This window comes from Actinoplanes sp. TFC3 (assembly GCF_001553785.1).
GTDB lineage: Bacteria > Actinomycetota > Actinomycetes > Mycobacteriales > Micromonosporaceae > Actinoplanes.
This window is the reverse complement of sequence record NZ_LOJP01000001.1, coordinates 5263850-5279081: the sequence shown is the minus strand read 5'-3', so window position 1 is coordinate 5279081 and position 15232 is coordinate 5263850. Positions and strand designations below refer to the sequence as shown.

Here is a 15232-nt window from a genome sequence, read left to right as displayed (position 1 = left end):
GTTGCGCAACATCTCTTTACCAAGCTTCGAAGATTTTGCAGAACATGTCGGCCTGCTCCAGCGCATCATCGAGGGCGTGATGCGTGTGCGCGCCGTCGCCGAGCAGGTGCTGCGGCATCGAACGCTTGCCCACGCTGCGAACGGGCTTGCGGGCCTTGATCGCGTACATCGTCTTGACGTCAAGATGCCCCGAATGCCCGAACGGCGAGCCCCCGGTGAAGCGAACCTGATACCAGTAGGTGAACATCCAGTCGAAGCCCAGCGGGTAGGCGACAAAAACCGGACGGGCCCGGTGCCGCTCGGCCATGTCGGCCAGCCACGCAACGTTTTCGGTCATGGCCAGGGCGGGAGGCGTCCCGGTACGAGCCAGAGCGGCCCGATCCAGTCCGCTGACCGCCAGCGCCTCGGGCACGAAGTCCGGCGAGATCGGCTGCAGCTCACGGTAGAAGGTGGCCGGTTCCAGGCGGGTGAACGTGGTCCCGTCGAACGTCGCCGCGGCCGCCATGCCGAAGGAGAGCATCGAGTAGGGGCCCGGGATCGGGCCGTCCGCCTCGATGTCGGTGGAGATGTAGAGATCGATCGGCACGCCGAGAGCCTAGATCTTCGGGTACGTCCACAAGAAACGCATTCACTCGTCACAGCGATTGGACAGGTGGAGTCGCTTTGCTTATCCCATGGCCACTTCTTCGTCTGCTTCGTCCCCATCTCCTGATGACAATGCTGCTTATGTGCGCCGGGTCCATGACAAGGGCCTGGCTTTCGACCTGAGGACCATGTCCCGGCGGCGGTTGCTGGCCGGGTTGGGCGGAATGGGGACGCTCGCCTTCGTCGCCGCTTGTGGCTCCTCTGATTCCTCTTCCCCCGCCGCCACCTCCTCCTCATCTTCGTCTTCGTCTTCGTTGACCGAGGTGGAGTCGGAAACTGCCGGCCCCTATCCGGCGGACGGGTCGAACGGTCCCGATGCGCGCACGCTGGACGGGATCGTGCGCAAGGACATCCGGTCGTCGTTCGGGGATGCGACGGGGACCGCTGCGGGCGTACCCCTCGAATTCGCCCTGGTCGTGAAGGATCTTGCCGGCGCGCCGGTGACGGGGGCAGCGGTTTACGCCTGGCACTGCGACCGCGATGGCAACTACTCGCTGTACTCCACAGGCATCACCGACCAGAACTACCTGCGCGGCATCCAAGAAACCGACGACACCGGCACGGTCACCTTCACCAGCATCTTCCCGGCCTGCTACTCCGGTCGCTGGCCGCACATCCACTTCGAGGTCTACCCCTCCCTGACCGAGGCGACCAGCGGCTCCGGCACGATCGTCAAGACCTCACAGATAGCGATCCCTGAGCAGGCCGCTGACGCTGTGTACGCAACGGACGGCTACACAAAGAGCGTCTCGAACCTGAGCCAGGTCAGTTTGGCCACAGACAATGTGTTCGGCGATGACTCTGCGGTGACCGAGCTGGCCACGATGAGCGGAAGTGTTTCTGCGGGGTACCGGGCCACGCTGACCATCGCAGTGGATCCGGCGGGCCAGGAGAGTGGTGGGGGTGCTCCCGGCGGCACGCCTCCTTCCGGTGCTCCGGGCGGGACTCCGCCGTCTGGTGCTCCGGGCGGGACTCCGCCGTCTGGTGCTCCGGGCGGGACTCCGCCGTCGGGCGCGCCGGCTCGCTGAGGGCGCTTGTCCATCGATCGGGGTACGTCGAACGGGCTATAGCTGCCAGTCAATACACTGGTCAGAATCGGTCGCATGACTGCGGCTCTGCTCATCGCCCTCTTGGCCGCCTTCACCGCATGCGCGGGATACGTGGCCGGCCGCCTGCACCAGTGGTACGTCGTCGGCGTCGACCGCGACGAGGCCTATCAGGACGGCTTCGACAAAGGCACCCGCAGCGTCTTCTCCACGGCGGCCCGGATGATCGCCCCTCGCCGCCCTGTTCGCGCCACCGCCAGGGTGGTCGCTGCTGCTGAGCCTGCGTCGGTCTCGTCGTCGTCGCCGTCGTCGCTGTCCGAGGTCGATTCCGCTGGCTCCGCGGATGCTGCGCTGCTGGGGGGCGCTGCGCTTCTTGCCGCCGCTGCGGCTGCGGTGAACCCGGCCGGTGGCGAACGGCCCGGCGACTCCGCGGCGTCTGCCTCCTCAGCGGAGCTCGCCGGGCCAGTTGATCATGCATCGCCCGCCGAGGTCGCAGACGTCCCCAGCGAATCGGCGCAAGCCGCAGCCCCTGCCAAGGGCGGCCGTCACCTGGTGCCGGACGAGCTGGTGCAAGCCGCCACCTACCGCCTCCCGCCGGACCGCGTAGCCCGCGCCAAGGTGCCCGGCACCGCCGCAGCCGACGCCGACGGCGAGACCACCACGCGCCTGGCCCCCACCATCCCGCGCCCTCGTGCCAGCTAGCTAGGTTCTGTTTCGCAGGGCTGGGCCCGCCGCAGCCCGGCCATCCCCTGCGAGACGGAACCCGGTCCGCTTCTCAGCCGCGCGCCGCAGCGAGAGCTTCCTGCAGGCCCCGGGCCGCCAGCCGATCAGCGCGCTCGTTCTCGGGGTGGCCGGCGTGGCCCTTGACCCAGTGCCATTGCACGTCGTGGCGGCGGACTGCCGTGTCGAGGCGTTGCCAGAGGTCGACGTTCTTCACCGGCTGCTTGGCCGAGGTCTGCCAGCCGTTGGCCTTCCAGCGTGGCATCCATTTTGTGATGCCGTCGCGCACGTAGATGCTGTCGGTGTACAGCAGCACCGGCAGCGGCGCGCGCGTCAGGCTTTCCAGGGCGCGGATCGGGGCCATCAGCTCCATGCGGTTGTTGGTGGTCGAACCGGCCTCGCCGCCGCACAGATCCTTCTCGGTCGTGCCCCAGCGCAGCACCGCGCCCCAGCCACCCGGTCCGGGGTTGGGTACGCAGGCGCCATCCGTATAAATCTCCACCGAGGCCGTCATGGGTCAGCACCTTACCGATCCACCCACCTGAGCTTGCGGCTCCGACCGTCGCGGGCCCGTGCGGCATTCGCCCAGAAGAGGTCACAGCCACAAGGTGCAGCCAGCCGCGAGTGTCAGGCCGCCGCCGTGGTGACCTGCGCCAGTGCAGGTCATCGGGGGGAAACCGGTCCGCGCCGGCGGCCTGCCCCCGCTTACCTTGGGAGCGCTCCCAAGCGGCCAGCATAGCGGCTGGATGCGGCGCGGACCACACCCGGGCGGATCTGGCGGGGGCGGTGAGTACAGTTTCGGGCATGCTGGAGGCCGTCGAAGTTCAGGATGTCGTCGTCAAGTACGGCGAGGTCACGGCCGTGAACGGCGTTTCGCTGAGCGTTCCGCGCGGCTCGATTCTGGCCCTGCTCGGCAACAACGGCGCGGGGAAGACCAGCTTGTTGCAGGTCTGCGAGGGTTTCCGCGGGCCGGACGCCGGCTCGGCCCGGGTGCTCGGGCTCGACCCGATCGCAGACCATGACAGCCTGATGCCGCGGTTGGGAATCATGCTGCAGTCCGGCGGGGTCTACCCCTGGGCCACGGCCGGCGAAATCCTGCGGCTCTTTGCTTCGTACTCTGCCAATCCGCTCGATGTGGACATGTTGCTCGACCGGCTGGGCCTGCGGAAGTTCGCCAAGACCCGGTTCCGGCGGCTGTCCGGCGGCGAGCAGCAGCGGCTCTCGCTCGCCGTGGCTCTGGTCGGTCGGCCCGAATTGGTCTTTCTCGACGAGCCGACGGCGGGCATGGACGTGGGCGCGCGTCAGACCACCTGGGAGCTGGTCGACAGTTTGCGCGCCGACGGCGTTTCGGTCCTGCTGACCACGCACCTGCTGGACGAGGCCGAAAGCCTTGCCGACCACGTCGTCATCATGGACAACGGGGTGGTCGCGGCGACCGGCACACCCGCGGAGCTCACGGCCGCTGCCGGGATAGACCTTCTACAGGTACGAGCAGAGCCCGGCCTTCCCGTCACCGACCTCGCCACGCGCCTCGACGTGCGGGTGGCCGAGGAGGGCCCTGGCGAATACGCGATCGCCGGTGCCCTCGACACCGAGTCGCTGGCCGAGGTGCTCGCCTGGTTCGCCCGCGCCGGGGCACAGGTCACCGCGGTGAACACGCGCCGGCGCACCTTGGAAGACGTCTACTTGGCCCTGACCGCGGGAGCGACCCGATGACCGCCGGCACCTTCACCCCCGCTCCGGGACGCGCCTCCATGCGCAGCATCCTCAAGAGCCAGGTACGCATGGAACTGGTGCTCACCGCCCGGCGCAGCGAGGCCGTCGTGCTCGCGATGGGAGTGCCGCTGCTGGTGCTGCTCGGCGCCGGGTTGACGCGAGCTACGAACGTACCGTCGGATGATCGTCTTGGTTATGTTGTTCCTGGTGTGCTGGCGCTGACCGTGATGTCGACGGCTTTTACCGGGCAGGCGATCACCACCGGATACGAGCGCAGTTACGGCGTGCTGAAAAGGCTCGGCGCTTCTCCGCTCACCCGCCCCGGCCTCATTTTTTCCAAGACCGCTGCCATTCTCTGCCTGGTGGCGTTGCAGATTCTGGTGCTTGCGCTGGTCGGGGTGGTGGTCGGCTGGCGGCCGGATCTCTCGCAGGTGGTCCCTGCAATTGGCGTCACTGTGCTGGCTACGGCGGCCTATTGCGGCTTCGCGCTGCTGCTCGCCAGCCTGCTGCGGCCGGAGACCGTGACCGGCGGAGCGACCTTGATCTACGTGTTGATGCTGGCGGCGGGGGGCATCATGTTCGCCGCGCCCGACCTCGGGACGGCCGGCTACTTCCTGCTCCCGCTGGCCGCGCACGCCGAAGCTCTGCGCGCCACGCTTACTCACGGCACCGCGGTGGCCGGCTCGATCTGGTTGAGCCTGACGCTGTGGGCGGCCGTGGGATTGACGCTCGCCGCCCGCAACTTCCGCTGGGAATGACGCCGCTGTCCACCGAACGGTGGACAGCGAATGACAGCCACTCGGTCGTCCCGCCCGGCCCGCGAACCGGGCAGGCTCTATGCCATGACCGCCATCCACGTCCGAGGCTTGCGCAAGACCTACGGAACCTTCTCCGCCGTTGACGGCCTGGATCTCACCGTCGAGACCGGCGAGATCTTCGCGCTGCTCGGGCCGAATGGCGCCGGCAAGACCACCACCGTCGAGATCCTCGAGGGCCATCGCCGCCGCACCGCGGGCGAGGTGTCAGTGCTCGGCACCGACCCCGGGCGCGCCGACCGGCACTGGCGGGCTCGGATCGGCATTGTGCTGCAGAGCACGTCCGACGCCGCCGACCTCACCGTGCACGAGACCGTGCGCCACCTCGCCGGCTTCTACCCCCGGCCCCGGCTACCCGCCGAGGTCATCGAGCTGGTCGGGCTCACCGACAAGGCCAAGGCCCGGGTGCGCACCCTCTCGGGCGGCCAGCGGCGCCGCCTCGACGTGGCCCTCGGCATTGTCGGGCGCCCCGACATCGTGTTCCTGGACGAGCCGACCACCGGCTTCGACCCGGAGGCGCGGCGGCAGTTCTGGGAGCTCATCCGCAAGCTGTCCGGCGAGGGCACCACCATCCTGCTGACCACGCACTACCTCGACGAGGCCGAGGCGCTGGCCGACCGGCTCGCCGTCATAGCGGCCGGCGCTATCGTCGCCGAGGGCACCCCCGCCACCCTCGGCGGCCGGGCCACCGCGCAGGCGCGGGTCACCTGGTCGGGCGGGCGCAGCGAGCACACCGCCGACCCGGCCGCGCTGATCGTGCGGCTGGCGTCCGAGGGCGCCGACCTCAGCGACCTGACCGTCACCCGCCCCACCCTCGAGGACACCTACCTCGCCCTGATCGGAGAACGCGGATGACCAGCACCCTCACCATCGGCCGGCGCCGCGGCGGCATCGAGATCCTGCAGTTCGTCAGGGACAAGACCTCGCTGATCTTCACCTTCTTCTTCCCGGCGCTCCTGCTGCTGCTGTTCGGCACGATCTTCTCCGACAGCTACGACCATCCCGGCCTCAGCGCGGCCCGCGTCTTCACCGCCAGCATGATCGCGTACGGGACCGTGACCACCGCGTTCATCACCATGGGCGTGGGCATTGCCACCGACCGCGAGGACGGCACGCTCAAACGGCTGCGCGGCACCCCTGCCACCGCCACCGCCTACTTCCTCGGCAAGCTCATCCTGGTCGCCGCCCTGACCGCGGCCGAGGTGGTGGTGCTGCTCGCGGTTGGCGTCCTGGTCTTCGACATGCCCCTGCCCAGCGATGCCGGACGATGGCTCACCTTCGCCTGGATCTTCCTGCTCAGCGTCACCGCGTGCAGCCTGCTGGGCATCGCCGCCAGTGCGCTGGTGCGCAACTCGCGTACGGCCGGCGCGGTGCTCAACGTTCCCGTCGTGGCATTGCAGTTCCTGTCCGGCGTCTTCATCCACCCGATCACTCAGCTCCCCGGCTGGATGATCACGCTGGCCTCGTTCTTCCCGGTCAAGTGGATGGCCCAGGGCTTCCGCTCGGTGTTCCTGCCCGACAGCGCCGTCTCGATGGAAGCCGCCGGCACCTGGGAGCACGGGCGCATCGCCCTCATCCTGGCCGTCTGGTGCGTGGCGGGGCTGGTGCTGTCGCTGGCCACCTTCCGCTGGACGAGCCGCCGCGACTGATGAAGGACCAGCGGTTCTGGGACGGGTACTTCGCGGTCGTCGCGGGCGCGGTGGCCACGGCGGTGCTGTTCGCCTGGCAACCCCGCGACACCCCCGTGGCCGAGGGCGTCATCGCCGTCATGGCCGGGCTCTACTGGTTTGCCGGCCGCAAGCTGGTGCGTGGCCGGCCCGGCGGCGATTGGTATGTCTACGCCACCCTGACGGCGTTCGCGGTCGGTACGTTCGCCCTGAGCACCGTCAGCTATCTGCTGTTCGCGCTCTGTCCGCTGCTGTTCATGATCCTCCCGGTGACCAGGGCAGTCGGCGCTGTCCTGGTAGCCAACACCGCCCCGATCTTCGCCGGCTTCCTGCGCGGCGGCGGCGACTGGACTTTCGTGGCGATGAACGGACCCATCTTCGCCATGACCGCCACGGTGGCCGTGGGCATGGGCCTGTTCATCACCCGCATCATCATCCAGAGCGAGGAACGCGCAGCCCTCATCGCCGAACTCGAAACCAGCCGGGCCGAGGTCAGCCGTCTCTCCCACGAAGCCGGTGCCGCCGCCGAACGAGCCCGCCTGGCCGGCGAGATCCACGACACCCTCGCCCAGGGCTTCACCAGCATCATCACCCTGCTCCAAGCCGCCGACCCCCACCTCACCGACGACCGCCTGCGCCTGGCCGTCGACACCGCCAAGGAAAACCTGGCCGAGTCGCGAACCCTGGTCGCCGCCCTCACCCCCTCCGCCCTGGGCACGGGATCCCTGCCCGAAGCCGTACGCCGCCAAGCCACCCGAACCCCGCAACCAGCCACGTTCCGCTGCACGGGAACCCACCGCGCCCTCCCCACAGCAGTAGAAGTTGTCCTCCTCCGAACAGCCCAGGAAGCGCTGACCAACGCCCGCCGCCACGCCGCGGCCGCCCAGGTCACCGTGGTGCTGGCGTACACAGAGGAGCAGGTCCGGCTGTCCGTGCAGGACGACGGCGCCGGCTTCGCGGCTGGTTCGTCGCGCGGGTTCGGGCTGACCGGCATGCAAGCGCGCGCCGATCAGGTGGGCGGGGAGTTGACGGTCCGGAGCGTGCCTGGCCGGGGTGTGACCGTTGAGCTGGAGATTCCCGGGTGACCGGGGGTAGCCGGGCCGGGGTTGTGAGGTGCGGATTCGGAGGAGGCGCGCAGGAGCCGGTGGGTGGTTCGTCGGGTGTGGGGCGTGTCCGGGGGGTGGGCTGGGCGTTGCTGTGGGTGGGCCTGGTGGCTTGCAGAGACGCGGGCGGTGCTGGGTTCGGAGCGCCACCGGGGGCGTTGCAGACCCCGCACCGCGCGCGGTGCGGGGCTGAGCGGCGATCTGAGGCGGGCCTCGCGCCACCCGGCTTGTTCCTGCGGTCGGCTCTTGAGATCTCGGCCGCTTTCCGCCGTACCCCGGAAGCTCGTGTTCTTCGAGGGAGTGCATCGGCCGGGGCGCGAGGGCAGGTGGAGGATGGCGGCGGTGTGTTGATGACCGGCTCTGGGGGGAGTGGGGATGATCCGGGTTCTGCTGGTGGATGACCATCCGGTGGTGCGGCATGGGCTGCGGGGGATGGTGGAGAGCGAGCCCGGTCTGGTCGTTGCCGGCGAGGCCTCGTCGGGGGATGAGGGGCTGGCCCGGGCTGTTGAGCTGAAGCCGGACATCGTGCTGATGGACCTGCGGATGCCGGGGATGGATGGCGTGGAGGCGACCGGGGCGATTGTGGCTCGGGTGCCGGGGGTCCGGGTGCTGGTGCTCACCACCTACGAGTCGGATCGCGACATCTTGCGGGCCATCGAGGCTGGGGCTGGGGGATACCTGCTCAAGGATGCGTCGGCGGCTGACCTGGCTGAGGCTGTGTGGGCGGCTGCGCGGGGGGAGACGGTGCTGGCTCCGAGTGTGGCGTCGACGCTGGTACGGCAGGCGCGTAGTCCGGCGCCGCCGAGTCTGTCCGCGCGCGAGGCCGAAGTGTTGCGGTTGGTGGCCCGCGGTCGGACGAACGGGGAGATCGGCAAGGAGCTGCACATCACCGAGGCGACCGTGAAGACGCACCTGCTGCGGGCCTTCTCCAAGTTGGGCGTCGCTGACCGTACGGCCGCAGTCACCAAGGCGATGGGGCTGGACATGCTCTGACCCCTGGTGGGGCGCGGCGCCGGGCATCCACAGGAACCGCTCAGGGCGACCACAGGGCGCAGAGAGGTTGAGCCCGCACATTGGTTGAGTCGTCAACAAAGACGCGCCCCAGCCTCAGGGAGACGATCACCGATGGACCGCGACAAGGCACTACGCCGAACCACGGCACTCACCGGCGCCCTCGTCGCCGCCGGACTCGCCGGCACGCTGGCCACCGGCCTCGCCGCCCACGCCGCCTCGACCGGCACCGCCACCGGCACCGGCACCGGTACCGGCTCGACTGGCGGTAGCGGCTCCGGTTCCGCCACCGGCTCGACTGGCAGCGGCGATGCGACGGTTGACAGCGGGTCGACCGGTGACAGCGACAGCGGTTCAGGTCAGGTCAGCAGCGGCACCCCGCAGCTCACCGATCGGGATGGCGACTCGGGGCAAGCCACGTCGGGAGGTTCCTGACATGCCGCTGATCGAGATGCTTCCCGTTGGTGCGGACACCGCTCAGTGGCCGGTCTGGGGTACTACCGCGCGCATCGTGGTCACCGACCCCGGCTCCCTCGACGCGGCAACGGCGCTCGTCAAGGCCGAGCTTGCCGCTGTTGACGCAGCGTGCAGCCGGTTCCGGCCGGACTCCGAGCTGCGGCGGGCCTGCCGGAACCGGGGGCTCCCCGTGACCGTCAGCCCGCTGCTGGCCGATCTCGTCGCGGCGGCGTTGGATGCTGCTGCGCGTACCGGCGGGGATGTTGATCCGACGGTGGGGGCGGCGTTGAGCGGGCTGGGCTACGACAGGGATTTCGCTGCCATCACCGGGCGGGAGGTTGCTCCGGCCGTACGCGTGTTTGCGGCTCCGGATTGGCGTGATGTCCGTCTTGCCGGGGAGCGGCTCACTGTGCCGGATGGGGTGCTTCTTGATCTGGGCGCTACCGCTAAGGCTGTGGCGGCTGATCGGGCGGCGCTGCGGGTGGCGCACCGGCTTGGTACCGGGGTGATGGTGGCGCTTGGTGGGGACATCGCTACGGCCGGGCCGGCGCCGGAGGGGGATTGGCGGGTACTCGTGCAGGATCGGCCTGGGGATCCCCGGTGTGTTGTGGGGCTTCCGGCCGGGGCGGCGCTCGCCTCTTCGAGCACGGTCAGCCGCACGTGGTCCCGGGCGGGGGAGTCGCTGCACCACATCCTGGACCCGCGGACGGGACGGCCGGTGCGAGCGGTGTGGCGAACGGTTTCGGTGGCTGCGTTCTCGTGTTTGCGGGCCAATACGCTCAGCACCGCTGCGATCGTACGGGGAAATGGGGATGTGCTCGAGGGTTGTCCCGCGCGGCTGGTAACTCCCGGTATGGAGGTTGTTCGGCTGGGTGGGTGGCCGGCATGACCGATGCGCTCTGGTATTTCGGGCGGGGAACGGGGCTTGTTTCGCTCGTCCTGCTGTCCATCGTGGTCGCCCTGGGAATCGGCGCGCGGTCGGGGCGGACGGCATTCGGGCTGCCGCGCTTCGCAGTCAGCCTGCTTCACCGCAATGCGGGGCTGCTGGCCGTCGTCTTCCTGCTCGGGCACGTGGTTGCGCTCTATTTTGATCCGTACGCCCAATTGCGCGCTTTCGACCTTGTGTTGCCGTTCTTCGCCGAATATCGACCGTTCTGGATCGGCTTGGGAACCGTCGGCTTCGACCTGGTTCTCGCGCTGATCCTTACCAGTCTGCTGCGCCACCGGCTCGGGGCGCGGGCGTGGCGGGCGGTGCACTGGCTGGCCTACCTGTGCTGGCCGGTTGCCGTGCTGCACGGCCTGCAAACCGGCACCGACGGCGGCTCCTGGTGGCTGCGTACGGTCACCGCCCTCTGCGCCGCCCTGGTCCTCGCCGCAGTGGTCTGGCGGTTCACCCCATCCTTCCCCCGCCACCCGGACCGCGTGCCACGCCGCCGTCCCCGCGCCCTGCAGGAGGTTCGATGACTACCGTGGACGCCCCGCCCGGCGCGGGCCGGCGCCTGCTCGCGGGCAGCACCGATGGACGCCTCGACCCCCACCTCGCCCGGTACGCCCGCGCGCCCCGGCTCACCGGAGCGCAACTGGTCGCCCTGCTGCGCGACGCCGGACTGACCGGGCGTGGTGGGGCCGGCTTCCCTGCGTGGCGCAAAGTTGACGCGGTTCTCGGAGCCAACGGCGTGCCCGTCGTAGTCGGCAACGGCTCCGAAGGCGAGCCGGCCAGCGGCAAGGATCGCGCGCTGCTGGCGTACCAACCGCACCTTGTTCTTGACGGTTTGCAGGTGGTCGCCCAGGCCCTGGGCGCGCGCCAGGCCCATCTTTACGTCTCCACCGCGGCGGCCGCCGATGTCCGCCGCGCGCTCGACGCCCGGCGCGATGCGGGACTGGACGCCGTGCCCGTGACGGTGACGATCGCGCCTGACCGGTTCGTCGCGGGGGAGGAATCCGCGCTGGTCAACGCGGTGTCCGGCAAGCCCGCCGTGCCGTCGGACAAGCGCCTTCGGGTCACCGAGGCCGGCGTGAATGGCTCCCCCACCCTGGTGCAGAACGTCGAAACGCTGGGCCACATCGCGCTGCTCGCCCGCTTCGGCCCCCAGTGGTTCCGCGAGGCGGGCACGTCCGACGAGCCGGGCACGTTCCTGGCCACGGTGAGCGGTGCGGTGCAGGCTCCGGGCGTGGTGGAAGCCGCTTATGGGGTACGCCTGAGCGACCTCGTCGACGCCGCCGGCGGCCCGGCCACCCGGTTGCAGGCGCTGCTGCTCGGCGGGTACCACGGTGGCTGGGTTCCGGCGCTGCCCGACCTGCCCTTCAGCCGGGCAGGCCTGGCGCCCTTCGGGGCAACGCCGGGCGCGGGGGTGGTGGTCGCGCTGGCCGCTGACGGGTGCGGGCTGATGGAGACGGCTCGGATCGCCGGGTACCTGGCCGGGGAAGTGGCGGGCCAATGCGGGCCGTGCATCAACGGCTTGCCGCGGTTGGCGGCGACGCTGGGTGACCTGGCCCGGCGGCGGGTGCGGCCGGGGCTGACCGCCGAGGTGGAGCGGCTGAGTGCGCTGGTCAGCGGGCGGGGAGCGTGCCGGCATCCGGATGGGACGGTTCGGATGGTTCGCAGCGCTATGCGGGTTTTCGAGGCGGATGTCGCAGCGCATCTGGCGGGGTGGTGCGTGGCCCCGTCTCTGTCCGAGCCGGCCTCGGCTCCGGCCTTGTCCTCGCCTGGGCCGGCCTCTTTTTGGCGTGGGCGCGGGGAGGGGGAGCGATGAGCGAAAACAGACTCCACATTGACTGGACAGCCTGTGATGGGCGTGGTCTCTGTGCCGAGCTGCTGCCCGAGATCCTGGTCGAGGACGACTGGGGATACCCGCTGGCCCGTAGCGGGGAGGTCCGGCCGGTGGTGCCGGCGGCGCTGCGGAAGAACGCCGAGCGGGCTGTTGATCAGTGTCCCGCGTTGGCGTTACGACTGGTCGGCGAAATTTTGAATCGATGAGCTTGCCGGGTCCGGGACGCTGCCGTCGGTTGGCACAGTCCGCATCGGGGGCTTCTTCTCGATCGCCAGGCTGCGGTCGTTGCGCGGTATGAGTGATCTGCGTCGGCGCGGATTGCTTCTCCTACCGCTCCGGTCTTTTTTCGCATGATCTTTTGCGGACGAGCGCGGTGCCGGGGCGTGGTCGGGCCGTCCTCGGTAGAGATCGGTTCCCCTTTATGTAGCGCTTTAGTGGGTACAAGAAATGGGAGCGCTTCCAGCAATGGGTGGGAACCGGTTGGGAGAAGTGGCACAGTTAACTGTCAAGTGCGCAGTGACGTTTGCCTCCCGCCGTTAACGACGGTCACATCGAGTTGCCGGGATCGCACCGGAAGCTATTCGGTATCGAAGATCACAAGTGCTCCCTCGCCGGAGTCGCAGCGGTACGGTGTGCTACCGTCCGGTGTCACTAACTCCCCGAGTCGGACAAATAGACCGGTCAAACCGGACTGAATGGACATAGACGGGAGACTTCCTTCACGCCTGCTTGGACTGCTATTTTGTCCGAAGTAGATCGGAGTTAACCTGCAATGCGCTCGGATGCCGCCCGCGCCGGCATCCGAACTTTTGCTGTGGAGCGCCGATAAAGATTTTGACACGCGGGTCGGTAAATACGTGATCTTCGTCTAGCGTTCACCGCCAGGGTTGTTCCTTGCGCTTGTTTTGCTGTGGGCCAAGGGGTGGGGTGCGTGACAAAGGTGGAGTGCCAGGAATTGCCAAGTGGGCGTGGGGTCTCACTGGAGGCAGAAGCTTCGTGACGACGACGAAGGCGGCGACCGGGGAGGTCGCCACGCAGGAGATACCGCGGCCAGCGCCCGAAGAGCCAGCCGCGCCGGCCGGGCTGCGCGCATCCCAGTTCGAGGACAAACCGGCCCGGCTGCTCGAGGACACCCAGGCAAGACTGCGCGTGCCCCAGGAGATGCAGTCCCGGCAACGCATGCCGCACCCCGAGGAGAGCCAGTCCCGGCTGCGGGTGCCCGGTGCGGAGGACAGTCAGTCCCGGCTGCGGGTGCCGAAGCTGGACGACACGCAATCGAGGCTTGCTGCGCGCTTTGAGGGATCGGGCGCGGCGGAGGGGGCCGCGGGGCTGCAGGCTGAAGGCTTGGGCCCGCGAGCGGGGGAGTCGGCAGCACGGTCTCCAGGCTTGCAAGCGGGCCCAGGGCAGGAGGCGGGCATGCAGACAGGGCTGGCCGCCTCATGGTTCGGGGACGCTGGGGCGAAAGCCGCAAGTCCGCAGGAGACGCGCGCGCCGCTGCCCGAAGGGGCGCACGGCATGCTGCAGGACTTCGGCCCCGAGGTGACGCAAGCGACGCTGCAAGCCCCGCACCCCGAAGCGACGCAGCACGACAGCGCCCACGCGGCCCAGCAGAGCGCAGCAAACGCAGCGTCCTGGGCCCAGGCAGGCGCAGCCCTGCGCGGCGACGCCGGAGCCACCCTGCGCGGCGACGCCGGAGCCACCCTCTCCGAGGCCGCCCAGGCCACCCTCAGGGGCGCGACCACCAGGTCCCGCCCGCAAGCCCACCCGCCCCTGCACGATGGGGCGCAAACCGAAGAAGTCGCCACCCAGGAAATCCCCCGGACCCCCCAGTACTCGGGCTTCACCGAGCGTGACCTCCCTGACTTCTGGGCCCGCGGGCATGCTGATCGCTGGGTGTGGGAAGCGCGGTACGTCAAGCTGCTGCTCGTTACCGACTTCGGGGCGACCGTCGCCGCCACGTTGGCCGCGTTCTTCTTGCGGTTCCGGGGGGCTGACTACGCCGACTGGTACCTGGTTCTGTCCGCTCTTATTCCGCCGTTGTGGGTGGGTCTGCTGGCGTTGAGCAAGGCGTACGAGCGGCGTGTCCTTTTTGTCGGCGGGGAGGAGTATCAGCGGGTTCTTCGGGCCGGGGTGCACCTGACGCTGGCGATCGTGCTGACTTCGTACGTGGTGCATGCTGATCTTGCTCGGGGGTATCTGCTCATAGCCCTGGTTCTGACGACCTTCTTCTCCCTGTCCGGCCGGTTTGTGCTGCGCAAGATCTTGCAGCGGGCTCGGCGGGGTGGGGCCTGCATGCACCGCGTCCTCGTGCTCGGCCATGCCGCCGCTGTTGCGCAGATGACTGGGCAGTTGCACCGCCGCTACTACCACGGGTTCCAGGTCATCGGGGCGTGCCTGCCGCTGGATCAGATCGCCACCGCGGGCCCGAGGCTCGACGTGCCCATCTTCGGTGGGCTCAATGCCGCCGCCAACTCCGCCGCGGCTACGGGGGCCGACACTGTCATGGTGCTGACCTGCCCCGAGCTGGACGGGGCGATGTTGCGGCGGCTGGCGTGGCAGTTGGAGCGCGACGACATCGACCTGATTGTTTCGTCCTCGCTGGTGGACACCGCTGGGGACCGGATCACGGTGCGACCGGTGGACGGGTTGCCGATGATGCACATCGAGCATGCCCGGCTCTCCGGCGGCCGGCGGTTCGTCAAGGGGCTGTTCGACCTGGTCGTGTCGGGCTTTCTTCTCCTGCTGCTCTCCCCGGTGTTCCTGGCCGTGGCGTTGAGCATCAAGCTCGACACCGGCGGCCCGATCTTCTTCCGGCAGGTGCGGGTCGCCCGTGGTGGCGAAACCTTCCGGATGTTCAAGTTCCGCACCATGCACGTCGACGCCGAGGCACGCCTGGCCGCCCTGTCGCAGGACGGTGACGGGGTCTTGTTCAAGATGAAGCAGGATCCCCGGGTCACCCGCTCCGGGCGGATCCTGCGCCGCTTCTCGCTCGACGAGTTGCCACAGCTCATCAACGTGCTGATGGGGCAGATGTCGCTGGTCGGGCCGCGGCCGCCGCTGCCGCGCGAGGTCGAGATGTATCCCGAGGACATGCGGCGCCGGCTCGTGGTCAAGCCTGGTATGACTGGTTTGTGGCAGGTCAGCGGGCGCTCCGACCTGTCCTGGGAGGAATCGGTCCGGCTGGACATCCAGTATGTGGAGAACTGGTCGCTGACCGTGGACCTGGTCATTCTGATGAGGACCGCCTTCGCCGTCGTCCGCGGATCCGGGGCGTACTGAGAC

General features: G+C 69.1%; 16 protein-coding genes. 14 read left to right on the top strand and 2 right to left on the bottom strand.

Features of this window, described 5'->3' with window-relative positions:
- Nucleotides 1-16: 16 nt before the first annotated feature.
- Nucleotides 17-586: an exonuclease gene (locus TFC3_RS23700; protein WP_067503927.1), complete on the bottom strand. Its 570-nt coding sequence runs from the start codon at nt 584-586 to the stop codon at nt 17-19.
- Nucleotides 587-674: 88 nt separating this feature from the next.
- Here TFC3_RS23700 and TFC3_RS23695 point away from each other — a divergent pair, with 88 nt between their 5' ends.
- Together TFC3_RS23695 and TFC3_RS23690 are read left to right on the top strand one after the other, a co-directional pair.
- Nucleotides 675-1673, top strand: coding sequence for an intradiol ring-cleavage dioxygenase (locus TFC3_RS23695; protein WP_067503923.1), 999 nt, complete (start codon nt 675-677; stop codon nt 1671-1673).
- A gap of 75 nt (nt 1674-1748) precedes the next feature.
- Nucleotides 1749-2393 carry a hypothetical protein gene (locus TFC3_RS23690; RefSeq protein WP_067503921.1) on the top strand — a complete coding sequence of 215 codons (645 nt, stop codon included), beginning with the start codon at nt 1749-1751 and terminating at the stop codon, nt 2391-2393.
- 73 nt (nt 2394-2466) lie between these two features.
- On the opposite strand, the gene rnhA is transcribed toward TFC3_RS23690, so the two are convergent.
- A complete protein-coding gene (gene rnhA / locus TFC3_RS23685) occupies nt 2467-2925 on the bottom strand; it encodes a ribonuclease HI (RefSeq protein WP_067503918.1) in 459 nt (152 codons plus the stop codon).
- A 290-nt stretch (nt 2926-3215) separates the two neighbouring features.
- Between rnhA and TFC3_RS23680 the strand changes: the two genes are divergently transcribed.
- From TFC3_RS23680 to TFC3_RS23630, 12 genes are all read left to right on the top strand, one after another.
- Nucleotides 3216-4127: an ABC transporter ATP-binding protein gene (locus tag TFC3_RS23680; protein ID WP_153040354.1), complete on the top strand. Its 912-nt coding sequence runs from the start codon at nt 3216-3218 to the stop codon at nt 4125-4127.
- Nucleotides 4124-4885 (top strand): ABC transporter permease, encoded by a 762-nt coding sequence (locus TFC3_RS23675; RefSeq protein WP_067503911.1) that lies wholly within the window; start codon nt 4124-4126, stop codon nt 4883-4885. The genes TFC3_RS23680 and TFC3_RS23675 overlap by 4 nt, the downstream gene beginning before the upstream one ends.
- Before the next feature lie 84 nt (nt 4886-4969).
- Nucleotides 4970-5797 carry an ABC transporter ATP-binding protein gene (locus TFC3_RS23670; RefSeq protein WP_153040479.1) on the top strand — a complete coding sequence of 276 codons (828 nt, stop codon included), beginning with the start codon at nt 4970-4972 and terminating at the stop codon, nt 5795-5797.
- Complete coding sequence (locus TFC3_RS23665) at nt 5794-6591, top strand: ABC transporter permease (RefSeq protein WP_067503906.1); 798 nt, start codon at nt 5794-5796, stop codon at nt 6589-6591. Before TFC3_RS23670 ends, TFC3_RS23665 begins: the two co-directional genes overlap by 4 nt.
- Nucleotides 6591-7694: a sensor histidine kinase gene (locus TFC3_RS23660; RefSeq protein ID WP_067503904.1), complete on the top strand. Its 1104-nt coding sequence runs from the start codon at nt 6591-6593 to the stop codon at nt 7692-7694. Before TFC3_RS23665 ends, TFC3_RS23660 begins: the two co-directional genes overlap by 1 nt.
- Nucleotides 7695-8087: 393 nt before the next feature.
- On the top strand, nt 8088-8705 hold the full coding sequence (locus TFC3_RS23655) for a response regulator transcription factor (RefSeq protein WP_067503901.1): 618 nt from the start codon (nt 8088-8090) through the stop codon (nt 8703-8705).
- A 132-nt stretch (nt 8706-8837) separates the two neighbouring features.
- On the top strand, nt 8838-9158 hold the full coding sequence (locus TFC3_RS23650; RefSeq protein WP_067503898.1) for a hypothetical protein: 321 nt from the start codon (nt 8838-8840) through the stop codon (nt 9156-9158).
- A 1-nt stretch (nt 9159) separates the two neighbouring features.
- Nucleotides 9160-10068 carry an FAD:protein FMN transferase gene (locus TFC3_RS23645; RefSeq protein ID WP_067503896.1) on the top strand — a complete coding sequence of 303 codons (909 nt, stop codon included), beginning with the start codon at nt 9160-9162 and terminating at the stop codon, nt 10066-10068.
- Nucleotides 10065-10643 carry a ferric reductase-like transmembrane domain-containing protein gene (locus tag TFC3_RS23640; RefSeq protein ID WP_067507374.1) on the top strand — a complete coding sequence of 193 codons (579 nt, stop codon included), beginning with the start codon at nt 10065-10067 and terminating at the stop codon, nt 10641-10643. The genes TFC3_RS23645 and TFC3_RS23640 overlap by 4 nt, the downstream gene beginning before the upstream one ends.
- Nucleotides 10640-11932, top strand: coding sequence for an NADH-ubiquinone oxidoreductase-F iron-sulfur binding region domain-containing protein (locus TFC3_RS23635; RefSeq protein ID WP_067503893.1), 1293 nt, complete (start codon nt 10640-10642; stop codon nt 11930-11932). Before TFC3_RS23640 ends, TFC3_RS23635 begins: the two co-directional genes overlap by 4 nt.
- Nucleotides 11929-12156 carry a ferredoxin gene (locus tag TFC3_RS36170; RefSeq protein WP_082772253.1) on the top strand — a complete coding sequence of 76 codons (228 nt, stop codon included), beginning with the start codon at nt 11929-11931 and terminating at the stop codon, nt 12154-12156. The genes TFC3_RS23635 and TFC3_RS36170 overlap by 4 nt, the downstream gene beginning before the upstream one ends.
- A 790-nt stretch (nt 12157-12946) precedes the next feature.
- Nucleotides 12947-15229: a sugar transferase gene (locus TFC3_RS23630; protein WP_236718276.1), complete on the top strand. Its 2283-nt coding sequence runs from the start codon at nt 12947-12949 to the stop codon at nt 15227-15229.
- The last annotated feature ends 3 nt before the right edge of the window (nt 15230-15232 follow it).